The sequence below is a fragment of the Azospirillum sp. B510 genome, assembly GCF_000010725.1.
GTDB classification, from domain to species: Bacteria; Pseudomonadota; Alphaproteobacteria; order Azospirillales; family Azospirillaceae; genus Azospirillum; species Azospirillum lipoferum_B.
Genome location: NC_013854.1, coordinates 3,143,085 through 3,166,098 on the forward strand (window position 1 = coordinate 3,143,085; position 23,014 = coordinate 3,166,098).

General features: G+C 68.9%; 11 protein-coding genes, 1 pseudogene and 1 CRISPR repeat array. Of the genes and pseudogenes, 9 read left to right on the forward strand and 3 right to left on the reverse strand.

Annotated features, from left to right (window positions below; all coding sequences use genetic code 11):
* The first annotated feature begins 339 nt into the window (after nucleotides 1-339).
* From cas7u to AZL_RS14620, 4 genes are read left to right on the forward strand one after another with little or no spacing between them, the layout of a single operon-like run.
* Nucleotides 340-1,578, forward strand: coding sequence for a type I-G CRISPR-associated RAMP protein Csb1/Cas7g (cas7u, locus tag AZL_RS14605; RefSeq protein WP_012975292.1), 1,239 nt, complete (start codon nucleotides 340-342; stop codon nucleotides 1,576-1,578).
* Nucleotides 1,575-3,080: a type I-G CRISPR-associated protein Csb2 gene (csb2, locus tag AZL_RS14610; RefSeq protein ID WP_012975293.1), complete on the forward strand. Its 1,506-nt coding sequence runs from the start codon at nucleotides 1,575-1,577 to the stop codon at nucleotides 3,078-3,080. The genes cas7u and csb2 overlap by 4 nt, the downstream gene beginning before the upstream one ends.
* Complete coding sequence (cas3u, locus tag AZL_RS14615) at nucleotides 3,077-6,163, forward strand: type I-G CRISPR-associated helicase/endonuclease Cas3g (protein ID WP_012975294.1); 3,087 nt, start codon at nucleotides 3,077-3,079, stop codon at nucleotides 6,161-6,163. Before csb2 ends, cas3u begins: the two co-directional genes overlap by 4 nt.
* The gene (locus tag AZL_RS14620; RefSeq protein WP_012975295.1) at nucleotides 6,160-7,182 is read left to right on the forward strand and encodes a type I-G CRISPR-associated protein, Cas3-extension family; all 1,023 of its coding nucleotides are present in this window, start codon (nucleotides 6,160-6,162) and stop codon (nucleotides 7,180-7,182) included. The genes cas3u and AZL_RS14620 overlap by 4 nt, the downstream gene beginning before the upstream one ends.
* Before the next feature lie 7 nt (nucleotides 7,183-7,189).
* On the opposite strand, the gene AZL_RS14625 is transcribed toward AZL_RS14620, so the two are convergent.
* On the reverse strand, nucleotides 7,190-10,354 hold the full coding sequence (locus AZL_RS14625) for a UvrD-helicase domain-containing protein (protein WP_012975296.1): 3,165 nt from the start codon (nucleotides 10,352-10,354) through the stop codon (nucleotides 7,190-7,192).
* Nucleotides 10,351-13,080 carry a PD-(D/E)XK nuclease family protein gene (locus AZL_RS14630; protein WP_012975297.1) on the reverse strand — a complete coding sequence of 910 codons (2,730 nt, stop codon included), beginning with the start codon at nucleotides 13,078-13,080 and terminating at the stop codon, nucleotides 10,351-10,353. Before AZL_RS14630 ends, AZL_RS14625 begins: the two co-directional genes overlap by 4 nt.
* A 194-nt stretch (nucleotides 13,081-13,274) precedes the next feature.
* Here AZL_RS14630 and AZL_RS14635 point away from each other — a divergent pair, with 194 nt between their 5' ends.
* From AZL_RS14635 to AZL_RS34265, 5 genes and pseudogenes are all read left to right on the forward strand, one after another.
* Nucleotides 13,275-14,978, forward strand: coding sequence for a CRISPR-associated endonuclease Cas4/Cas1 (locus AZL_RS14635; protein ID WP_042443255.1), 1,704 nt, complete (start codon nucleotides 13,275-13,277; stop codon nucleotides 14,976-14,978).
* 16 nt (nucleotides 14,979-14,994) lie between these two features.
* Nucleotides 14,995-15,291, forward strand: a complete 297-nt coding sequence (gene cas2 / locus AZL_RS14640; protein ID WP_012975299.1) for a CRISPR-associated endonuclease Cas2 — start codon at nucleotides 14,995-14,997, stop codon at nucleotides 15,289-15,291.
* Between the two features lie 230 nt (nucleotides 15,292-15,521).
* Nucleotides 15,522-20,838: a CRISPR direct-repeat array (repeat unit 37 nt; unit sequence CCCTTCCTGGGCGGAAACGCCCAGGCCTCATTGAAGC).
* Nucleotides 20,839-20,941: 103 nt separating this feature from the next.
* Nucleotides 20,942-21,358 (forward strand): IS66-like element accessory protein TnpA, encoded by a 417-nt coding sequence (locus tag AZL_RS14645; protein WP_042443257.1) that lies wholly within the window; start codon nucleotides 20,942-20,944, stop codon nucleotides 21,356-21,358.
* Nucleotides 21,355-21,510: pseudogene (gene tnpB / locus AZL_RS14650) on the forward strand (IS66 family insertion sequence element accessory protein TnpB); the annotation flags it as partial. The gene AZL_RS14645 and the pseudogene tnpB, both read left to right, overlap by 4 nt.
* A 477-nt stretch (nucleotides 21,511-21,987) precedes the next feature.
* Entirely contained in the window at nucleotides 21,988-22,257 is a 270-nt protein-coding gene (locus AZL_RS34265; RefSeq protein ID WP_086935370.1) for a hypothetical protein, read from the forward strand.
* Here the strand turns inward: AZL_RS34265 and istB are convergent.
* Entirely contained in the window at nucleotides 22,254-23,009 is a 756-nt protein-coding gene (gene istB, locus AZL_RS14660; RefSeq protein WP_012972684.1) for an IS21-like element ISAzs2 family helper ATPase IstB, read from the reverse strand. The two genes, AZL_RS34265 and istB, sit on opposite strands and share 4 nt — an antisense overlap.
* Between the last annotated feature and the right edge of the window lie 5 nt (nucleotides 23,010-23,014).

Here is a 23,014-nt window from a genome sequence, read left to right on the forward strand (position 1 = left end):
CTGACGCATATCTTACACGATTCTCTCAAATAGCACAACATGTCGCAGGTTCGCGAGAACGTTGGCGCTGACCTTTTTAAGGATTGCGGCTGGGGATGATCTGAAACTGGGCACCCTGTTTCAGGAAGATTGCGTGCTTACATGAGGCCCCAGCCGCGCGCTCAAGTTACCTCAAAAGGCCTCAATGGATCAATAGACTCAAGAAGCCAACAATCAGGTCAATAACATTTTTTAGACGAACCTGTACAGTCTCGTTCAACTCACAGGCATTTTCTTTGCCTGCATGCCCATACCTACGGATTTCTCATCCGCATAATCTTGTTTTTTGGAGAAAAAGACATGGCTATCACCACGCTCACGCGCATGGTCGCGGAGAATGCCGCCCTGCGCCGTCGCCAGACCCTTCAGCCGGTTGGCGGCAGGAACGATAAGATCTTCCCCCCAACCTACCCCGGCGAGGGCCGCAACGCTCAGCCGACCCATGTCTATGAGTGGCGCCGCATCGACGGCGACGATATCGCCTGCGTGCTGGTCGACAGCCCACAATCCCAGGTGAACCGGCTGGAAGAGTCCCTGCTCGCAGCCCACCGCGACGGGATGGTGCGCATCCCCCATGTGGTGGTCGATTTCAAGGACTTCGATCTCGCCGGCCTGTCGGAACTGACCTCGCTCGACGCGCCGCACCGCGTCTATGACGCCATCCTGCGCGACAGCCTGCTGGGCAACGAGCCCTTCATGGACAGCGCGCTCGGCAAGCGGCTGGCCAAGGCGAAGCCAGAGGATGCCAGCGCGCTGCTGGAAACCTCCCCCAACGCTCTGCTGTTCGGCTCCTGGCATTCCACCGGCGAGGGCGGCGGGCTGGGGGCCAAGTTCGCCCGCTGCCTGGTGTCGGAGATCGTCGCCATCGGCGTGCCGGTCGAAGGGGTGAAGAACCAACGCACCGGCGAGATTGAGCCGCGCACCGCCGGACGCCGCACCGGCAGCCGCATCGACCCGCTGGGCGTGCTGCGCAAGGTCGAGGTGTTCAAGGGTCCGGCCGGCTGGGATATCACGGCCGATGGCGCCGGCAAGAAGTCGAAGAAGGTCCGCCCGTCCGAGATCAACCACGGCAACATCGCGCCGTCGATCTCCGCCCTCGGCATCACTTGCGACCATCTGGAACAGACGGTGGTGATCAGCTTCGCCGCGCTGCGGCGGCTGCGCTTCGGCTCGCCGGAGCGGGATGCCGCCGGGCGGGCGCTGCTGGCGGCCCTCGGCCTGCTCGCCATCGTCGAACAGGATGCCCAGGGCTATGCGCTGCGTTCGCGCTGCGATCTGGTCTGCGACGGCCGGGCGCCGCTGGAGCTGGTCCATCCCGACGGCACCACCACCGCCATCGATCTCGACCGCGAGGGCGCGCGCGCGCTCTACCGCGATGCCGTGGCGGCGGCGATCAAGGCCGGTTTCGCCCTGCCCGAGGAGCCGATCCGGCTGGTTCCGCAGGACAAGCTGGTCGCCATCGTCCGCCGCAGCCAGGAACTCGCCCTGGAAGGCAAGGGCGGCGAGGAGGACGGCGAGGGCGATGGGGCCTCGTCATGACGGCGACGCCCACCGCTCCAACGGCCACCGCCCCAAAGTCCCCTGCCCTGGTGCTGGAGATCGACTATCTGCTGGGCGTCGCCTTCGCGGCGTCCGGCCCGGAAGCCGACCAGCCGGACTGGCCGCCCCAGCCGCCGCGCGTGTTTTCCGCCCTGGTCGCCTCCTGGGCGGCGCGCGGCCAGCGACCGGAGGAAACCGCGGCCCTGAAGTGGCTGGAGGAACAGCGGACGCCGCGCATCGTCGCGTCCGGCCACACCACCCGCTCCGCACCCGTCCGTTTCGTTCCGCCCAACGATGCGGAAAGCGGGCGGTCCGGCGACAAGGCGGTCCTGCCGTCGCTGCGCTCCCGCCAGGCGCGCCGCTTTCCCGCCGCGCGGCCCTTCAACTCCAAGGTCAGCCTGCACTGGCCCGACACCGTCCCCGACGACGGGATGATGGCGGCGCTGGAGGCGCTGGCGGCCGACACCGCCTATGTCGGCCATTCCACCAGCCTGACCCGCTGCCGCTTCCTGCGTGAGGCGGATGGGCCGCTGCCGGAAAACGCCCACTGGCCGACCTTGACGATCTATCCGGGACGGCTCGACGAGTTGCGGCGGCTCTATGACGCCAAACAGCGCCCCGGCCCCGGCAATCCGTTCAAGCCGCCAGCAACCCCGCGCACGGAGACGGCGGGCGTCTTCGCCGACCGCTGGCTGCTGCTGGAGCATGTGGTTTCCAGGACGGGCGATAGCGAGATGCCCGACCTGCGGGCCGCCGCCCTGGTCGCCAAGAAAATCCACAAGACCCTGCTCAGCGGCTACGGCAAGATCGGCCTAAACAACGAAGCCATCCCGGAGGTGGTCAGCGGCCACCAGCCCGACCGCGGGCCATCCCGCGCGCCGCACATCGCCATCGTGCCGATGAGCTTCACCGGCTTTCCCCATGCCGATGGCCACGCGCTCGGCTTCGCCGTCATTCCGCCGCGCGGCAGCGGTCTGTTCGAGGATCCCGATTTCCTGAAAGCGCTGCGGATGGTGGCGCCGGTGGACGAGGACAGCGAACGCCGGCTGATGCGGCTGGACGGCCTGACCTTCGCCCCCACCTTCGATCCGCCGGAAAGGCGGCGCTCGCTCGACCCCGCACTTTACACCACAGCGGCGACGACCTTCGCCACCGTGACCCCGATCGTCCTCGACCGCCACCTGAAGGAGCGGGGGGAGGCGCGGCAAATCGAAATCGCCGGCCAGATCGCCGCCGCCTGCCGCAATGTCGGGTTGCCGGAACCGGCTGAATTGGTGCCCGACAAGCATTCCGCCCTGGAAGGGGCGCCGTCGGCCTATCCCTCCGGCAACGCCCCGGCCTGGATGCGCTGGAAACTGCCCGACGCGCTCGCCAGCCGCCAGCTGACCCATGCGGTGATCCGTTTTCCCCATGAGGTCCGGGGGCCGGTTCTGCTTGGCGCCGGTCGCTTCCTCGGCCTGGGCCTTTGCCGCCCGCTGGACAGCAAGGAGGAGCGGTCATGACGTCTCTCACCGCCGACCACTTCACCGCCTTCTTCACCGAAATCCACGGCCACCCGCCCTTTCCCTGGCAGCGGCGCCTCGCCGCGCAGGTGGCGGCAACCGGCGAATGGCCCGACCAGCTCGCCCTGCCTACCGGCTTCGGCAAGACGGCGGCCATCGACGTCGCCGTCTTCCATCTGGCGCTGGAGGCCGACCGGGGACCGCAGCGGCGGGCGCCGATGCGCATCGCCTTCGTCGTCGACCGCCGTCTGGTGGTGGACGATGCCTTCGAGCGGGCGAAGGACATCAAAAAGGCCCTGGTCGAGCCGAAGGGCCCCGTCACCACCCTGGTCGCCGAGCGGCTGCGCAAGCTGACCGGCGAGACGGACGCGCCGCCGCTGGTGGTCCAGCGCCTGCGCGGCGGCATCCCGCGCGAGGATGGCTGGGCGCGCAGCCCGGCCCAGCCGACCATCCTGTGTTCCACCGTGGATCAGGTCGGCTCGCGATTGCTGTTCCGCGGCTATGGCGTGTCCGACGCGGCAAAGCCGATCCATGCCGGGCTGATCGGCGCCGATTGCCTGATCTTGCTCGACGAGGCCCATCTGGCCGAACCGTTCCGGCAGACGCTCCGCCGGATCGCAAGGCACAAGAACGGCGGCCCTGAGGCCGTCTCGGCACCCTGGCGGGTGGCCCTGCTGTCGGCGACGCCGCGTCCCGAGGAGGGAGCGACGCTGTTCGAACCGGACACGGAGGATGCCGACAACCCGATCCTCGCCGCCCGCCGAAACGCTCCCAAGCCGGTGCGGCTGATCGCTCCGCCCAAGGGCAAGGCCGAAGCCGTCGAAGAGGAGGACGGCGACGCCAAGGGGGACGCCGCCGCCGAGTGGCAGCGTGTCGGCTCCCTCGCCGACGCGGTGACGGCCGCCATCGCCGACCTGCGCGCGCAGGGCATCGACCGCCCGGCGGTGGCCGTCGTGGTCAACCGCATCGCCCGCGCCCGTCAGTTGTTCGAGCGGCTGGAGGCGGAGAACGGCGCCGATGCCGAACCGATCCTGATGATCGGCCCGACCCGCGCCCCGGATCGCGAGAAGGCGGTCGAGACTCTCCTCCCGCTGCGCACCCAGCTATGGACGGAGAACGAAGCGCGGGCGCTGGAGAGCACCACCATCGTCGTCGCCACCCAATGCCTGGAAGCCGGTGCCGACCTTGATTTCGACGGGCTGATCAGCGAGGCGGCACCGCTCGACGCGCTGCGCCAGCGCTTCGGCCGGCTGAACCGGGCCGGGCGGCCCTTCGTCGCCCACGGCGCGGTGGTCGCTGGAAAGCCGGATCTCTCGACCCGCTACGACGATCCCGTCTATGGCCGCTCGATCAAGGCGGCGTGGGACTGGCTCTCCGGACGGGCGGCGGGCGGCACCGTCGATTTCGGACCGGCGGCCTTCGATGCGTTGTTGAAGGAGACTCCACCCCCCGAGACTCCGTCGCCCTATTCGCCGCACGCCGACGCGCCGGTGCTGATGCCGGCCCATCTCGACCTGCTGAGCCAGACCGCGCCGGTGCCGGCCTGCGATCCCGAGGTCTCGCTCTATCTGCACGGCCCCCGCCGACAGCCCGACGCGGTGTCGGTGATCTGGCGGGCCGACGTCGAGCCGGGCCGCCCGGACGACGCCGACCTGCGCCGTCTTCTGCTGCTCGTGCCGCCGCGCTCCGGCGAGGCGGTGGAACTGCCGGTGTGGACGGTGCGCCGCTGGCTGACGACCGGGGCACGGGAGACCGGCCAGCTGGCCGATCTTCCCGCCACGGAACCGGACGAGTCCGCGCCCCATCGGTCGAACGCCCCGGTGAAGCGGGTCTTCCGCTGGTCGGGCGACGACGACCGGTCCCGCTGGATAGAGCCATCGGCTCTGCGCGCCGGTGACACCATCCTCGTTCCCGCGCGCTATGGCGGCCTGGACGGCTTCGGCTGGAACCCCGAGGCAGCCGGCCCCGTTCGCGACGTCGCCGCCGAGGTGGCGAAGCCCTTCGCCGGACGCCGCTTCGCCGTGCGCGTCGCCCCCGGCCTGCTGCTGCCCGCCCCGGACGGACTCCTCGACAAGGAGGAGCGCCAGGAGCGGGAGGCGGAGGCCGATGCCGCCGCCGCCGGCCTGCGTCAGGCATTGGGCGACACGGGCAGCGTCACCGACTGGACACGGGTGCGGGATGCCGTTCTTGCGCTTGGCCTGCCTGAGGAATTGAAAGCGGCGCTGACCCGGCTGGACCACGCCAAGGGCCGGCATCGGCGGGTGGAGATGCACCGCGACCTCTATGGCGAGGACGGCGACCAGCCGCGCGGCATCGTCTTCGTCGCGCCGCTGGGCCTGAAGGACATGACGGCGGAGGACGACAAGGCGGACGGCGGATCGACCGACGACGACATCGCCGGATCGCTGCCCGGCTACGCCCAGCCCCTGGCCGAACACAGCGGAGAGGTGGAGGCGATGGCCACCCATTTCGCCGGCAGCGCCGGGCTGTCGCCGGAGCGCGTTACCGATCTCGCCATCGCCGGCTATCTGCATGATCTCGGCAAGATCGATGAGCGCTTTCAGCGCTGGCTGGCCGGCGATCCGCTGGCCGATCCGGACCGCGTGCTGGCGAAATCCGGCCGCAAACTGCCGCGCGACGCCCGCGAGCGGGCCGGGCTGCCACCCCACTGGCGGCACGAGGCGCTGTCGGTGCGGCTGGCACGGGAAACGCCCCGGCTGGAGGAGGCCATGGATCCGCAACTCGTCCTGTGGCTGATCGGCACCCATCACGGCCATGGCCGCCCCCTGTTCCCGCACCGTGACGAGAAGGACGCGGAGCAGCGGCCGAATCTGCCGGCGGCGCTCGGCAATCGGACCAGCTTGGCGCCGGGCCATGGTCCGCAATCGCTGGGCTTCGATCTGGACGGGCTGGACTGGCCCGGCCTGTTCGAAGCGCTGAAGGCGAAATACGGCCTGTGGGAGCTGGCCCGGATGGAGGCCATCCTGCGGCTCGCCGACCAGCGCGCCTCGGCGGAGGCCGCCAAACGGAAAGGCGATGAGGCCGGCAAGACGGCCGGCAAGACGGAAGGAGACGCGGCATGACCACGGCCCGACAGGATCCCGCCACCGAACACCGGCTGGACGGGCTGGAACCCGACAATCTCCTGGCCTTCCTGGCACTGCTCGGCCTGCTGCGCGCGCTGGAGGCCACCGACCGGGCGCGCGAGGCGGCGGACCGCCTGCACCCCCGCGCCTGCTGGAGCCTGGACAAGCCGCCGCTGCGCCCGGTGCTGCGTCTGGCCTGCCCGCTCACGCGGGACGAGGTGGCGGGTGAAGCGGCGCAGGGGATTAACCTGCTGACTAAAGTCCACGACTTCGGCAAACAGAAGGATCTGAACTACACCCGGCAGGAGGCCCGCGAGCTGCTGGAACAGGCGGCCGATACCGGAGCGGATCGCGCGATTCTGCTAGCTGCGCTGATGACCGACGCCGCGATCAAGGACGAGGACAAGCCGGACACGGCTCCCATCGATCCGACGCCGCTGTGCCTGCTGTTCGGCCAGGGACATCAGCATTTCCTCGAACGGCTGGCCCGTGTCCCGGCCGAACCGGCGCCGCCGCCGCGGGGGCGCGGCAAGAAGGCCGTCACCCTGACGGCGGCGGACTGTCTGGCCGAGGCGCTGTTCGCCCCCTGGCACCGCGACGACCCCACCTCCTCCTTCCGCTGGGATCCGGAGGAGGATGTCCGCTACGCCCTGATGGCCGGCAATCCGACCGATCCGGCCTACAAGCTCGGTACCCAGCACGGGGCGAACCGGCTGGCGGCGGTCGGGCTGGCGGCGCTGACGCTGGCACCGGAAACGCGGGCCGGACGGGTACGGCCCACCCAGCCCGGCGGTGCCTGGAGTAAGGACGGCTTCTCCTTCGCATGGCCGGTCTGGCGCGATCCGGCGAGCCTGTCGGCGATCCGCGCCCTGCTCGGCCATCCCGATCTGCGGGAGCCGGGCGGCCTGTCCCATCTCGGCGTCGAGCATGTCTTCGCCGCCCAGCGCATTTCGGTCGGCAAATTCATGAACTTCACCCGCGCCCGGCTGATCGAAACGCCGGGCGATCCATCCTGACGGCGGCTCACCCCAGCTCCAGCAGCCGCCCGACCACCGGCATGTGGATGAAGCATCCCAGCACCGGGCGGCCGCTGGCCTCCGCCACCAGCCGGGCGTAAAGCGCCAGCTGGGGCGCATGCTCCAAGGCGCGCTCGCCCCACCGCTCATGCGGGCCCGGAAAAGCCTTGTGGTCGAGGATCACCCAGCCCGCCCCCGCATCGACCAGCAGGTCGATGCGGCCCGACACCCGTTGCAGGCCAAGCCGCCCCTGCACCGGCACCTCGCACCGCCAGCCAGCCCCCGGCCAGCGGGCCGCCAGCAGGCGCCACAGCCGGTCGCCCGCCTCGACCAGGGCGTCGGCCATCCCCGGCAGTTCCCAGCGCGCCAGCAGCCCGGCGGCCAGCGCCAGCCGGCGGGCTGTTGGAATTTCCGGCCGGTCCACCGCCAGAAAGCCATGCATCGCCTCGCCCAGCCGGGTGATGTCGGCGCCGCCGGGGGTCGGCAGGCGCTCCCCCAGCCGCGTTTCTCCCAGCAGGACGGGAGACGGCGCACCGGCTGCCGGACGCCAGCGGCTGGGAACGATCCGCAAGGGTGGATGTTCCACCGGGGCCGCGGGCGGCAGGGTGAAGACGGATGCCTCCGGATCGGCGGACGACCGCAGCTCCGTTTCCTCCGGCGGCTCGAAGGCGGCAAGCCTGACCGGATGGGTGGCGGCGGCGACCCGCAATTCCGGCTCGTCGCCCGCCGCCGGCAACCGGACCACCGGCTCACCGTCCGCGTCCCGGGGCGCGGCCAACCAGGCGGCGCCGTGCCGGGCCTGGGCCAGGACCAGATAATCCCGTGCCCGCGTCAGCCCGACATAGAGCAGGCGCACGGCTTCCGCCTGCTCGCGGGCGCGGGCGGCGGCCATTTCCGGGCTGGCGTCGGCGGGACCGTCCAGCCCGGTGCCCTTGCGCTGCTTCTCATAGGGCCAGGGCCACCAGCGCAGCCAGCGCCCGGTCAGCGGGTTCCAGGGATCGACACCGTCCGCCGGCCCCTCCACCGACAGGCCAAAAGGCGACGGGTCCGGTCCCTCCTGAAGGTCGAGCGCGATCACCAGCGGCCATTCCAGCCCCTTGGCCTGATGGTAGGTCATCACCCGCACCGCCGCGGCATCGGTGGCGGGCGGCTGGTCGCCCCCCTTGTCCACATCGCTCAAAAAGCCGATCAGGCCGCCCGCAGTGGCCGCTCCACGGCTGGCGCGGCACTCCTCCTCGTAATCGCGGGCCAGTCCGCGCAACGCGTCGAGATTGGCCAGCCGCCCGGCGGCGTCGCCCCAGCGCTTGACCCGCTCCACCACTCCGCCGGCCATCATGGCGATTTCCAGCGCCTCCACCGGGGTGAGGCGCAGAAGCCGCCCGCGCGCGGCGTCGAGCGCCCGCAGCGCCTCCGACTCCTCCCGCGCCCGCCGGGCGGCGTCGGGGCGCAGCCATTCCTCCAACCAGCTCGACTGTCCACCGCCATCCCCGTCCGCATGGGCCAGTTCCACCATCGCCAGCGTGTCGGCCGGATCGACCAGATAGCGCAGGGCGGCGAGCGCCAGACCGGCCTCCGGCGTCGAGACCAGACCCTGCCGTCCGACCGCCACCTTCAGCCCGGCGGCGGCCAGCGCCCGCGCCATGGTGGCGCACCGCTCGTTCTTGCGGCAGAGGATGGCGATGTCCTCGCCCCGGATCGGACGGGTGAGACCGTCCCGGTCGCCGCGCACACCGACCGGCCAAGCCTCGGGCACCGCCAGCACGGTCGCGACGCCGCGGGCGAGCGCAGCAAGCGCCTGATCCCAGTTCTTGCCGCCCAGCGTCCACAACGCCAGCGGCGGCGGCTGGTCGGCACCGTCCTTGCGGGCGCAGCCGCCGACCGTCGCATCGTCCCGCGCGATCCCCAGCGGCGGGAAGGCGGTGCCGAACAGGTCGTTGTGGAAGGCGACCAGACCGGGGCGCGAGCGCCAGCTCGTCGGCAGCCGCTCGGTCACGCCGGCGGTGGCGCGCGGCACCGTGGCGACCACCGCGTCGATCAGCGCCGGATCGGTGCCGCGAAAGCCATAGATCGCCTGCTTGGCGTCGCCGACCCAGACGGAGCGGCGAACCACCCGAGCCAGCCGGAGGAACAGGGCGAGCTGGATCGGGCTGGTGTCCTGGAACTCGTCGACCAGCGCCAGCTCGATCCGCTCGGCCAGCCGGGCACGCAGCTCGGGCCGTTCCATCAGGGCCAGCGCCTCGCACTCCTGATCGACGAAATCGACGAGTCCCCGGTCGCGCTTGAACCGGCCATAGGCCTCCATCGCCTCGGCGGCGCAGCGGAACACCCCGTCGACCAGGGCGCGCAGGTCGGCGCGGAGACGGGGATGGCGCAGATGGGCGCCGGCCGCCTCCCGCACCGGATCGACCTGGGCGGTCCAGCGCTTGCCGGCATCGATTTTGCCGAGCCGCACCCATTCGGCCCAGGGCAGCGGACGCCCGTCATCCAGCAGGGCGGCGGCGTCCTTCAGGACCGCCAATGCATCCGCCGTCTTCTTCACACCGGTGTCGCCGGCAGCACCGATGGCGGCGACGGCGGCGGACACCGCGTCGGCCAGGGCGCGGTCGAGCGGTTCGCCGGACTCCGCCGCTGGCGGCAGCAGGGCGAACAGCCCGGCGAGCGAGCGCTCGGCCGATAAGGCGAGGTCATCCGGCGCGATGCCGTTCAGCCGCGCCCTGGCGCCGACCTCCTGCACCAGACCGCGCCAGTCCGGCAGCCGCAGGCGCCAGGCGGCGGCTTCGACGCCGTCGCCATGGCGGAGAATAACCGTGTCGGCCGCCGCGGCGAACAGGGCGGCGGCGCGCTCCTCGGCGATCACCTCGGCGACGGGGGAGCGCCCGGCCTCCAGCGCGAAATCGGCGGCGATGCGGCCGAACAGGGCGTTGACGGTGCCGATCCGCCCGGCCAGCGCATCGCGCGCCGCCTCGTTCAGGCCGGCCTCGAACCGCCCGCCGCGAATGCGTTCCAGCAGTTCAGCCGCCGCCTTGCGGGTGAAGGTGGTGGCGAGGATCGCCTCCGGCGCTGTGCCCGCCGCGACGGCGTCGAGATAAGCGCGGGTCAGCCGGTGGGTCTTGCCGGTGCCGGCGCTGGCCGTCACCAGATCGATCGGGGTCAGATCGTCAGGTGTGTTCATGCGCCGACGCTCCCGACGCCGCACAGGCGTCCATATCCGCAGAAGTTGCAGGGTGGTTCCAAGGTCAATCCGGCCGGTTCGTGCGATCCGGGGCCGCCGTCGCCGGGAATCCCGGCCGCCCGGATGTCGCCATCGGCCAGACGCTCCAGCGCCGCCGAGCGGCCGCTCCAGGCGGCGCGCCAGACCGCCGGCAGGTCGCTGCCCGGCACATGCAGATGCGGCGGGAAAGGGGCCGGCGCGCAAGCCAGAAGCCGCTGCTGGGCCAGCATCATGTAGCCGGCGGGAACCGCCGGGCCCGCCTCGCCGCCGACCAGCCGGCCATAAACCGCGAGCTGCACCGCCCGCCCCTCGGCGATCTCCTGGCGGCGGCGCTTGTCGCCGCCGCTCCATTTCAGGTCGAGCACCACCGGCGCGCCCGCCGCCGTTTCCAGCAGCAGGTCGATCCGCCCCTCCAGCGTCACGCCGCCAAGGTCGGCCTCCACCGCAACCTCGCAGCCGCGCACCCGCAGCCCGGCCTCGGCGATCAGCACCACCAGCCGGCGGGCCGCCTCCGCCACGCCAGCACGGGCGCGCTCCATCTCCAGCCCCAGGCCGGGGCGCAGCAGCGGCGCCGCCAAAGCCGGCAGCAGACGGTCGAACAGAGCGGCGGCGCGGGTGGCGGCGTCATCCGGCGTCCAGTCGGGCCGCTCGGTCAGCAACGCGGCGAGCACCGCATGGGCGAGCGAACCGAGCAGACGCACCCCGTCCGGGATGGCGCGCAGCACGCCGGACCGGATGCCGGCGACATGGTGCAGCACCCAGGCGAGGGGGCAGCCGAGCAGACGTTCGAGGCTGGTGGCCGACAGCCGGTCCGGCACCGCGACCGCCCCGGCGGGAACCCGCCAGCGCGCCCGTGGCTGGGGTGGCACTCCCGGCTCCAGCTCCTTGCGGGTGAGCGTCCGCCCGGCGAAGGTCAGGCGATCCGCCGTCAGGGCGGCGCCCGCCGACAGCGGCGGGCAACGGGCCAATGCCGGTCCGATCTCGTGCCACAACGGATGGTCGGCCGTCACCTCCCCGGCGATCCGGCGCGGCTTGACCAGGATCAGCCGGTCGACCGCGTTCAGCAACGGCAGCCGCCATGCCCAGGCCTCGCGGGCCAGACGCGCGCCCGCAGGCTCCGGCAGGCAGCCGGCGCCGGCCAGCGCCAGACGCTCCGCATTGCTCCACGGGATGGCGGGATGGGTGGCGGCCGGCTCGACGAAGCCCCACCACAGCACGGTGCCGGCCGCCCCCCAGATCTGTCCGGGATCATCGACCGTCGCCCAGGCCGCCGCCTCCGCCCCGCCGGCCGGCACGGCGACGCCGTCGGCGACCACCATGTCGAGCATGCGGTCCAGCTGCGGCCGCGACAGCCGAGGCAAACCGCAGGCGGCGACCACCGCCGCCATCGTCTCCGCCTGGTCGGCGACGGCGTCCAGCATCTCGTCGCGCTCACCACCCTGATTTCCCGGCCGGGGTGCCGCGCGCCCGCGCGCCCAGGCCGCCACCCGCCCGCACAAGGCCACCGCTGTAGGCACCGGCACCCCCGCCGTCTCCGGAAAGCGGGCGCTTTCCAGCCAGCCGCGCCACTCCCGCTCCTCCGCCGCCAGCCGCCGTTCCAGCTCCTTGCCGGACAGGCCGCGCGCCTCCAGCCTCGCGCGGCGACGGTCGCGCGCGGTGCGCCACGCCTCCTGCCAGACCGGACCGCCGATGCCCGGCGCCTTGACCAGCGCATCGGCGAAGGCTTCCGCCACCCCGGACGGGATCGGCGACTGCGGCAGGGTCAGCAGTTCCATCAGGCGGTGGGCGTCCAACGGTTCCCACAGCGCGGCGAAGGCCAGAGGCAACACCTGCGCCGCCCCCCGCCAGGGCGAGCGCCCAGCCCCGCCGGGACGGGGAAGCCCCAGACGGCGGCAGGCCTCGTCCAGCAGCGTGGTGCGCTGGCCCCGGACGATCACCAGCTGATGATTGAGGTCCGGCCGGGCGGCGAGCCAGCCGGCCACCACCTCCGCCGCCATCCATTCATCGTCGGCCTCCAGCACCGTCACAGTGCCGTCGCCGTCGGCCTCCGCGCTGCGGTCGCCGGCAAGACGACGCCCGAGAGCCGCCAGATCGCCAGCCCCCAACGCGTCCCCCTCCTTGCCCCCTTCCTTGCCCCCTTCCTTGCATGGCAGGATGCGGACACCCGCCGCCGCCAGCCGGTCCAGCAGAAGCCGCCAGCCCGGCGGCAGCAACCCCGCCGGCGTGGCGAGGCGCAATTCCGAAACCGGCAAGGCCGGCGGCAAGCCGGCCAGCGCGTCGAGCAAAGCACGCAGACGGTCGGCGCGGCCGGGTGCCAGCGGTCCGTCCGCCCGTTCCACCGCCGCGAGCGTCGACAACCGCTCGCCCCCGGCGGGATCCGCACCGACCCAGCCGGCTTCGACCAGCGCATCGCGCCAGCCGAGGATCAGGGCGGCGACCGCCCAGCCATCGGCGGCCAGCGCCGCGCTGAAGAAACGCGCGCCATCGTCCACCGCCCGCAAGCGGGCCAGGAACTGGGCGACGCGCAGCACCTGCGGCGCATCCGGCCCGCCGAGGCCAATGACGCTTTCCAGCAGTCCCAGCAGCCCCTCCGGTCCGACCACCGCATCGCCCAGGCCACGGATGCCGCCGTCGGGCGTTTCCGGCCAACGGGTGCCGTCCAGATGCCAGCCGAACTGGATGCGCATGCCGCCCTCCCCTCACAACCCCATGGGCGACGATTGCCTCGGCAATCTAAACAAAAGGTTGACAATAAGGTGTTTATATATCTTAAAATTGCAAATAGCGAATAATTTGTTCTTTTTTGAGTTTTAATCAGGAAATATTCCCCTTTTGGTTAGGGGGGTAGCTCGGGCAAGTCATCCGTCAGGGAGTGGTGCCGATGACCGAACAGTTGAGCCTCGCCCTTCCCGCCCCGCCGGAAAGCGATCCCGACCTGCTGGTGCCGGCGCGCATGGTCAATGAATGGGTCTATTGCCCGCGTCTGGCCTATCTGGAATGGGTCGAAGGCAGTTGGGCGGCCAGCGCCGATACGGAGGAAGGCAAGCGGATCCATGCCCGCGTCGATGCCGGGCGCGGCACCCTGCCCCCGCCGGAGGAGGCCGACGAGGCCCCGCCCTTCGAGGTCCGCTCCATCGAGCTGTCGTCCGAACGGCTTGGGCTGGTCGCCAAGATGGACGTGATCGAGGGGGATGACGGCATTCTCACCCCCATCGATTTCAAGAAGGGCAAGCGCCCCCATGTGGAAGGTGGCGCCTATGAACCGGAAAAGGTCCAGCTCTGCGCCCAGGGGCTGGTGCTGGAGGACAACGGATACCGGGTGGGCGACGGATTCCTGTGGTTTTCCGGCAGCCGGGAACGGGTGCCGGTTGCCTTCGACGAGGAGCTGCGCGCCCGCACCCGCGAAGCGGCTTCGGGCCTGCGTCTGGCTGCCGCCGCCCGCCGCATCCCGCCGCCGCTCGACAACAGCCGCAAATGCGCGAAATGCTCGCTGCTGCCGATCTGCCTGCCGGACGAGGTCAATCTGTTCCGCAGCGGCGGCCCGCCGCGCACGCCGCCGCCGGCCGCCGATTCGGCCATGCCGCTCTATGTCCAGCAGCCGGGGGCGCGGGTCGGCAAGAAAGGCGACCTGCTGGTGATCACAGCGGAGAACGAGCAGGATCGCGAGGTGCCGATCGGCGAGGTCTCCGAACTGGTGCTCTCGGGCCCGGTGTCGCTGTCCACGCCGGCCCTGCATGCGCTGGTGCGCGAGGAAATCCCCATCGCCTGGATGTCCAGCGGATTCTGGTTCATGGCCACCACCGGCGGGCGGGGGCCGCGCAGCGCGCATGCGCGAGAGGCGCAATATGCGGTGCGCGGCGACGCCTTCCGCCGGCTTCTGTTCGCCCGTGACCTCGTCCGGGCGAAACTGCGCAACCAGCGCACCATCCTGCGCCGGAACTGGCGGGCGACCGAAGCCGAGCGCGAGCATGCCGCCGATACGCTGAAACGGCTGGCCGAGCGCACCGCGAAGGTCGCCTCGCTGCCGGAACTTCTGGGAGTCGAGGGCGAAGGGGCCGCGGTCTATTTCCGCGCCTTTCCCTCCCTGTTCACCGACAAGGTGGCGGGGCTGCCGGAGTTCGGCTTCGACCGGCGCTCTCGGCGTCCGCCGGCCGACCCGGTCAATGCCTGCCTGTCGCTGTGCTATTCGCTGCTGGCGCGCACCTGCGCCACGGCGCTGGAGATCGCCGGACTGGATCCCTGGGCCGGCCTGTACCACGCCGACAGGCCGGGCCGCCCGGCGCTGGCTTTGGATCTGATGGAGCCGTTGCGGCCGATCCTGGCCGATTCCACGGTGCTGATGGTCCTGAACAACGGAGAGCTTTCGCCCGGCGATTTCATCACCGTGGGACCGGGCTGCAACCTGACGGTCGCGGGACGGCGAACACTGATCCGCGCCTTCGAGCGGCGGCTGGAACAGGAGGCGTCCCATCCGGACTTCGGCTATCAGATCTCGATGCGGCGGATGCTTCATGTGCAGGCGCGTTTGCTGGCCCGCCATCTGCTGGGCGAATTCGACCGCTACACGCATTACTGCCCACGATAAGCGAGAGGGGCCGCCGATGGCTGGCAACGAGCGTCTTTACATCGTGACTTACGACATCGGCGACCCGAAACGGGGGCGGCGGGTATTCAAGGCGATGGAGGGCTATGGCCGCTGGCTTCAGCTTTCGGTTTTCCAATGCCGCCTGACCCCGCGCCGACGGGCGGCCTTGGGCGCCCGACTGGACGGTCTGATCAAGCCGTCGGAGGATCATGTCCTGATCATGGACATCGGTCCGGCCGAAACAGTGGATTTGCGAATAGAGAGCCTTGGCCGTCCATTCGACACGATCCGGCGCGAGGCGATCGTGGTGTGAGCATTGTGGGTGATGCTATGCTGGATGCCCGCCGCCCCTTTTGCGAGGGGTCCGGCACGCATGAAAATGCCGGCACCGCTCGAATTTGCCAAGTGGTTGCCCGCACGCGGTTCTTTGACATCGTGAAGAACGAATGTGGATCGGAGTCCGGCTTGGCGATCCGGGAAATGAGATACCCCTCGAAATCGGCGTCATTTTTAGCTATAAAATAAGAGAGTATAGTGGTGGCTCCCTTCCTGGGCGGAAACGCCCAGGCCTCATTGAAGCTACATCTGCGACATCGTTCGCCTTCGCGGTGGCCCGTCCCTTCCTGGGCGGAAACGCCCAGGCCTCATTGAAGCACGTACTTCCCGCCCATGGAGAAGCCCGTGTAGACGCCCCTTCCTGGGCGGAAACGCCCAGGCCTCATTGAAGCGGCGCAACGATCAAGTTTCGTACGTCCCGGACGGCAGGCCCCTTCCTGGGCGGAAACGCCCAGGCCTCATTGAAGCTTGCATATGCGGCATACCAGTACCCGGATTACAACCCTTCCTGGGCGGAAACGCCCAGGCCTCATTGAAGCTCAGCGTCCTTAGGATCGTCCGTGAGAAGGTCGGCCATCCCTTCCTGGGCGGAAACGCCCAGGCCTCATTGAAGCTGCAGGATGGACCCAACTTCGAACTGGAAGAGGCCGCCCTTCCTGGGCGGAAACGCCCAGGCCTCATTGAAGCGCGTCTGCCAAGTCCATGCGGGCGAAAGAGACGCGATCCCTTCCTGGGCGGAAACGCCCAGGCCTCATTGAAGCGTTCGGAATATTGATCCGACCCCATTCCGGATCATTCCCTTCCTGGGCGGAAACGCCCAGGCCTCATTGAAGCAGGCCCGCCGCGTGCTGGGCGCCTCCAATGTCGGACCCCCTTCCTGGGCGGAAACGCCCAGGCCTCATTGAAGCGGCGTCTGCCGTCTCCAGCCACTTCGCCAGCACTCCCCCTTCCTGGGCGGAAACGCCCAGGCCTCATTGAAGCGGGTGAAGCCGGCGTTGTCGTAGGCGATGGCGTCGTAGCCCTTCCTGGGCGGAAACGCCCAGGCCTCATTGAAGCCCCGCGGCACCGGATCGAGGGGCCGCGGCGCAACGGCCCCTTCCTGGGCGGAAACGCCCAGGCCTCATTGAAGCATCACAATGAACGGCGAACCACCTCGCCCACCCTTGCCCTTCCTGGGCGGAAACGCCCAGGCCTCATTGAAGCAGGGCGCGGGGAGGGGGAGCGCCCCCATTTCCTTCAGCCCCCTTCCTGGGCGGAAACGCCCAGGCCTCATTGAAGCGCCATGTCGCCGTCGTGCTGTGGTGTCATCGTGTTGCCACTTCCCTTCCTGGGCGGAAACGCCCAGGCCTCATTGAAGCGGCGGAAGCGGTGTGTCTGGTGGTAGGCTGACGGAGTCCCTTCCTGGGCGGAAACGCCCAGGCCTCATTGAAGCTCAGTCGGTGCGGATACCGCCTTGGCGATCACAGAGACGGCCCTTCCTGGGCGGAAACGCCCAGGCCTCATTGAAGCCCGTGCGGTTGCAACCGGAAGCCAACCCCCATACCCACCCTTCCTGGGCGGAAACGCCCAGGCCTCATTGAAGCATGCCCGGAGGCACCCATGCCCGAAATCCCATCCCCCCCCTTCCTGGGCGGAAACGCCCAGGCCTCATTGAAGCCCTTGCTAGCGGGGATCTTGATCGCATGGGGCGCCCCCTTCCTGGGCGGAAACGCCCAGGCCTCATTGAAGCGCGCGAACGCGGGCCTGGGCGAGGTCGTGGACGATGGCCCTTCCTGGGCGGAAACGCCCAGGCCTCATTGAAGCCGTCGAATGTCTTTGGAATGCGTAGCCATGTTGAAAGCCCTTCCTGGGCGGAAACGCCCAGGCCTCATTGAAGCTTTGATGGCCACAGCTGCACGTCTTCGCGCCGCAGGATCCCTTCCTGGGCGGAAACGCCCAGGCCTCATTGAAGCGCGATATTGGTTCTCGCCCTGCGCGCGGTCGATCACCTCGGCCCTTCCTGGGCGGAAACGCCCAGGCCTCATTGAAGCTGCGCGGGGTTGAACGATGGACAAGAGGTTGACGGACCCTTCCTGGGCGGAAACGCCCAGGCCTCATTGAAGCGCCGGGCCGCACGGTCACCGTCTCCGTCAGCTCCACCCCCTTCCTGGGCGGAAACGCCCAGGCCTCATTGAAGCATGCATATCCCAGGATGCAACTACACACTTAGAACCGCCCTTCCTGGGCGGAAACGCCCAGGCCTCATTGAAGCAAGCGCCGCCTGCTGGCAATCGCCCCTGGTGCCGTCCCCTTCCTGGGCGGAAACGCCCAGGCCTCATTGAAGCGTGGAAGGCTGACCCGACGGCGCCGCGCCACGGTGCGGCCCTTCCTGGGCGGAAACGCCCAGGCCTCATTGAAGCGCGCTCGAAATACACGGTCCAGCCGGAATCTCCGCAGCCCTTCCTGGGCGGAAACGCCCAGGCCTCATTGAAGCCTGGGGTTCGGCGGCGGGCGGTGGACTTCGGACATGCCCTTCCTGGGCGGAAACGCCCAGGCCTCATTGAAGCGTCGGCACCTTCGAAGACGCGATGCAGTTTCTCGAAGACCCTTCCTGGGCGGAAACGCCCAGGCCTCATTGAAGCCGCGGCCTCGGGAGGCATGGCCTCGTGCCACTGGCCGTCCCTTCCTGGGCGGAAACGCCCAGGCCTCATTGAAGCCGCCGGCCGTGAGGCCGTCGCCGGGCTGAGCGCCCCCCCTTCCTGGGCGGAAACGCCCAGGCCTCATTGAAGCCGGCGTGATCTTGCCCGGGTTGCGGCGGGAGAGGCGGCCCTTCCTGGGCGGAAACGCCCAGGCCTCATTGAAGCGTCGAAAGAGTGTGATCAAGCTGCTGCTGTGCATCGCCCTTCCTGGGCGGAAACGCCCAGGCCTCATTGAAGCCCGACGCGACATAGACGGTGTTGGTCTTGTGCCAGCGGCCCCCTTCCTGGGCGGAAACGCCCAGGCCTCATTGAAGCTGGGGCTGATCGTCGCCTTCCTGCCGCCGAAGGCCCCCTTCCTGGGCGGAAACGCCCAGGCCTCATTGAAGCCGGAGGGAAACCACCAGCCGAGCAACGTCGCTCGGCTTGCCCTTCCTGGGCGGAAACGCCCAGGCCTCATTGAAGCGACGCATGAAGTTCGTACCGGTGGCGTCCCGCGCATATCCCCTTCCTGGGCGGAAACGCCCAGGCCTCATTGAAGCCCTGCCGACCCTGATCTGCAGCTTGTCGATGTCGAGCCGCCCTTCCTGGGCGGAAACGCCCAGGCCTCATTGAAGCCGCCGCTCTATGAGTTCGTCGCCACGCGGTCCATCACGCCCCTTCCTGGGCGGAAACGCCCAGGCCTCATTGAAGCTGGCCCATCGTCTATGACAGGAACGCCCTGCCCTTCGAGCCCTTCCTGGGCGGAAACGCCCAGGCCTCATTGAAGCAGATAGACGCTCTGGCGGGGCGTGCCGCCGATGTAGACTCGCCCTTCCTGGGCGGAAACGCCCAGGCCTCATTGAAGCGCCATTCCCCTTGTCGCTCTGGTCAAATTGGGCAACCCTTCCTGGGCGGAAACGCCCAGGCCTCATTGAAGCTGCCATACAGGCCAGGACTTCACGACCTTTCTGGGAAATCCCCTTCCTGGGCGGAAACGCCCAGGCCTCATTGAAGCGACTCCCAACGGACGCTGACGAAATGGGGCGCACGCCGCCCCTTCCTGGGCGGAAACGCCCAGGCCTCATTGAAGCTTGAACACTGCGGCGGAACACCCCATCGTGGTAACGCCCTTCCTGGGCGGAAACGCCCAGGCCTCATTGAAGCAATGATATGGCTCTCTCGGGCTTCGTCATTGTAGACCCCCCTTCCTGGGCGGAAACGCCCAGGCCTCATTGAAGCAGCAAGAACTATGTGGATCGAAACATCCTCAATCTTGAACCCTTCCTGGGCGGAAACGCCCAGGCCTCATTGAAGCAACTTCACGATCTCAATGGCTGTTTTGTCATCAATAACCCTTCCTGGGCGGAAACGCCCAGGCCTCATTGAAGCAGCAGTCCAGCGGATGCGGCGGTGGTTGGACAACCGCCCCTTCCTGGGCGGAAACGCCCAGGCCTCATTGAAGCAGCCCCAGGTAGCCCAGCTTGTAGGTCTGGCTGGCTTCCCCTTCCTGGGCGGAAACGCCCAGGCCTCATTGAAGCGCGTCCGACAGGTTGGCGCCCGACAGGTGGGCGCGCCCCTTCCTGGGCGGAAACGCCCAGGCCTCATTGAAGCCCGGGTCAGGGTAGGCCATGAGACGGCCATCCGGCACCCTTCCTGGGCGGAAACGCCCAGGCCTCATTGAAGCGACACAGACAGCAACAAGGCCACCTCATCGGGTGGCCCTTCCTGGGCGGAAACGCCCAGGCCTCATTGAAGCGGTTTTGGCTGAGTTTCGCACCGCTGCGGGATAATCCCCTTCCTGGGCGGAAACGCCCAGGCCTCATTGAAGCTCTACCGGCAGCAATGCCGGCAGATCCTGATCGGGGCCCTTCCTGGGCGGAAACGCCCAGGCCTCATTGAAGCTGAATGCTGGGGCATCATGTCCGGCCGTCATCCCGACCCTTCCTGGGCGGAAACGCCCAGGCCTCATTGAAGCCCGTGGAAAGTGACCGATCTGCGTTTGCTATGAACTGAGCCCTTCCTGGGCGGAAACGCCCAGGCCTCATTGAAGCCGTCAACCCAATCAGCCAGACCCCTGGGTGCGGGCTCCCTTCCTGGGCGGAAACGCCCAGGCCTCATTGAAGCTGAATGCGCATTTGTTTCTCCATTTCTTCAGGCGGCCCCCCTTCCTGGGCGGAAACGCCCAGGCCTCATTGAAGCTTGCTTTCCGCCGCCTGCGCCGTCATCCTTTGGGGCGCCCTTCCTGGGCGGAAACGCCCAGGCCTCATTGAAGCAAATGGAGCGTCAGGCGCTCCCAGGGGGAGCGGTCGGACTCTTCCTGGGCGGAAACGCCCAGGCCTCATTGAAGCCACAAGGCGATAGCGGCGCCCCAGCTCGGCCCGCGCTCTTCCTGGGCGGAAACGCCCAGGCCTCATTGAAGCTTGCTTTCCGCCGCCTGCGCCGTCATCCTTTGGGGCGCCCTTCCTGGGCGGAAACGCCCAGGCCTCATTGAAGCAAATGGAGCGTCAGGCGCTCCCAGGGGGAGCGGTCGGACTCTTCCTGGGCGGAAACGCCCAGGCCTCATTGAAGCCACAAGGCGATAGCGGCGCCCCAGCTCGGCCCGCGCTCTTCCTGGGCGGAAACGCCCAGGCCTCATTGAAGCAAGGCAGTAGAGGCGCCGGCGGTCGGCTCCGCCGGAACAGCCCTTCCTGGGCGGAAACGCCCAGGCCTCATTGAAGCACCTCCACCCAGGTGTACTGCGGCAAAGTCCTCGCCACCCCCTTCCTGGGCGGAAACGCCCAGGCCTCATTGAAGCTCGAAGGTGGCCAGCGACAGCCCGGTGCGCTCCACCCCCTTCCTGGGCGGAAACGCCGTAAGCGTCGTCTGAGTGCTGCCTTGCGGGAGGAGTGTGCCGCGTGCTGAAAGCTGGACGTCGGCGGCACCGGTGGGTGTGGCTGGCTTGGCATCGTGGCAAGCAGCGTGGTTTGCACTGTGGCAGTCCAACGTATCGAGGTCATCACCGGCGCCGGCGGGCGGCGCACCTACTCGGCCGAGGAGAAGATCCGCTTGGTCGGCGAGGCCCACGGCGGGCGCGGCGCCGTCGTCGCGGTGGCCCGCCGCCACGGCGTGTGCACCAGCCTGATCTACCGCTGGCGCCGACAGTTCAAGAGCGGAGAACTGTCTGCCGCGGCGCCCTCCTTCGTGCCGGTTCATGTGTTGGAGGGGCCGCCGTCCGCCGGCCTGCTCTCTCCCACCAAGACGCCGTCGGCGCCGGAGCCGGCACCCTCAGCCGAGCGCCGTGCCGCCCTGGTCGAGGTGGTTCTCGCCAACGGCCGCGTGCTGCGCGTCGCCGAGGATATCGCCCCGGCCACGCTGCGCCGACTGGTCGGCGCGTTGGATTCGCCATGATCTCGGTTCCCGCCGGGGTGCGGGTCTATCTGGCGATGGGCGCCACCGACATGCGCAAGGGCATGGACGGGTTGGCCATGCTCGCCCAGCAGGTCCTTCAGCAGGACCCGTTCGCCGGCCATTTGTTTGTTTTCCGGGGCCGCCGAGGGGATTGAGCGTCATTCAGCATACAGTTTCGAGTCGGCTCGCGTGGAGTATCCGTGGCACCCGCTGTACGGGAAGACATTGAGGGTGGTGAGCCGGACAGTACGTGGTGGTCACTCCGTCCTGTGGCTCGAGGAACGCCCTGATACCGCCCGGGAATTGCCGGCCTGGATGTGCGACGCGGCCTACTGCCTTGATATGGCGGCATTGTGTCCGCCGCAGACCACAGTCGCAGCCCTTAGCGCATTGGCGGCAGTTCTCTCGGATCTGCGGGACTCGATCGGCGACGGCGCAGCATCGGACAACTCACCCACGGAGGAGGTTGCCGATGACCAGACGACCGCGGCCGACGTCCCAACTCTCGCTCGCTCTCTCTGTTCCGCTTCAGGACATCGCCGTTCCGGACGAAGTCGTGCAAGTACTGGCGGATCTCCTCTTGGAAGCTGTGGGCGCCCATCTCGACATGGAGAACAGGGAGGAGGCCCATGAGCACCAAGATCACCGTTGATCATCTGGGCCGCGGTGCCGCGATCTATGTTCGCCAATCCACACCTGGTCAATTGATCAACCACACGGAAAGCCGTCGCCGACAGTATGACTGCGTATTTCGGCGAATTCGCCCAGGCGTTTCGGTTGAAAGCGCCCACCGTTTCGGCGAAAGCGCCCACCCGAATTGCAAGCTGGTGGGAGCCGGGGCCGAACCCTGGATTTACGTTATGAAGGTTGTGGGTTTGGTTGCCAAGCACCGGCCTTAGGTGTCGGGGGTTTCGCTGGCGGCATCGGCCTTGGTGCGGCGCATGGAGTCGCCATGCAGGTCGATGCGGTAGGCCCGATGCACGAGGCGGTCGAGGATGGCGTCGGCGTAGGTGGCATCGCCGATGAGCCGATGCCAGTTGGCCACGGGAACTTGGGTGGCCAGCATGGTTGCGGCCCGGTCGTGGCGGTCATCGATCACCTCCATCAGGTCCAGGCGCTGAGGCGCGGTCAGCTCGGTCATCGCCCAGTCATCCAGGATCAGCAGGTCGAGCCGGGCGATCCGTCGCAGCAGCCGGGCGAGCGAACCGTCCAGGCGGGCGGTGGCCAGATCGTCCAGCAGGCGGGTCAGCCGGGTGTAGAGTACGCTGTGGCCTTCCCGCGCCGCCTGGTTGCCGAGTGCACAGGCCAGCCAGGTCTTGCCGATCCCGGTCGGGCCGGTGATCAGAACCGGCCGGTTCTCCTTCACCCAGCGCCCGGTGGCCAGCTCGCGCACAACACCGCGATCGAGCCCACGCGGGGTGCGCAGGTCGAGGTCCTCCAGGCAGGCCGTCTGGCGCAGCCGGGCACGTTTCAGTCGGCTGGCGAGTGCGGTGTTGGCGCGCTCTGCCGCTTCCCGCTCGATCAGCGTGCCCAACTGCTCGTCGAAGGCCAGTTGGCCGCGATCGGGCAGGCGTTCCAGCGCCTCCAACCCCTTGGCCATGCCGTACAGCCGCAACTGGCGCAGCCGCTCGTGGTTGACGTGCTTCATCATCGTAT

What these genes read in the sequence shown, in the direction of transcription:
- cas7u (WP_012975292.1), top strand. Translation starts at nt 340, where the DNA reads ATGGCTATCACCACGCTCACGCGCATGGTCGCGGAGAATGCCGCCCTG.
- csb2 (WP_012975293.1), top strand. Translation starts at nt 1,575, where the DNA reads ATGACGGCGACGCCCACCGCTCCAACGGCCACCGCCCCAAAGTCCCCT.
- AZL_RS14625 (WP_012975296.1), bottom strand. Translation starts at nt 10,354, where the DNA reads ATGAACACACCTGACGATCTGACCCCGATCGATCTGGTGACGGCCAGC.
- AZL_RS14630 (WP_012975297.1), bottom strand. Translation starts at nt 13,080, where the DNA reads ATGCGCATCCAGTTCGGCTGGCATCTGGACGGCACCCGTTGGCCGGAA.
- cas2 (WP_012975299.1), top strand. Translation starts at nt 14,995, where the DNA reads ATGGCTGGCAACGAGCGTCTTTACATCGTGACTTACGACATCGGCGAC.
- istB (WP_012972684.1), bottom strand. Translation starts at nt 23,009, where the DNA reads ATGATGAAGCACGTCAACCACGAGCGGCTGCGCCAGTTGCGGCTGTAC.
- AZL_RS34265 (WP_086935370.1), top strand. Translation starts at nt 21,988, where the DNA reads ATGAGCACCAAGATCACCGTTGATCATCTGGGCCGCGGTGCCGCGATC.
- cas3u (WP_012975294.1), top strand. Translation starts at nt 3,077, where the DNA reads ATGACGTCTCTCACCGCCGACCACTTCACCGCCTTCTTCACCGAAATC.
- AZL_RS14620 (WP_012975295.1), top strand. Translation starts at nt 6,160, where the DNA reads ATGACCACGGCCCGACAGGATCCCGCCACCGAACACCGGCTGGACGGG.
- AZL_RS14635 (WP_042443255.1), top strand. Translation starts at nt 13,275, where the DNA reads ATGACCGAACAGTTGAGCCTCGCCCTTCCCGCCCCGCCGGAAAGCGAT.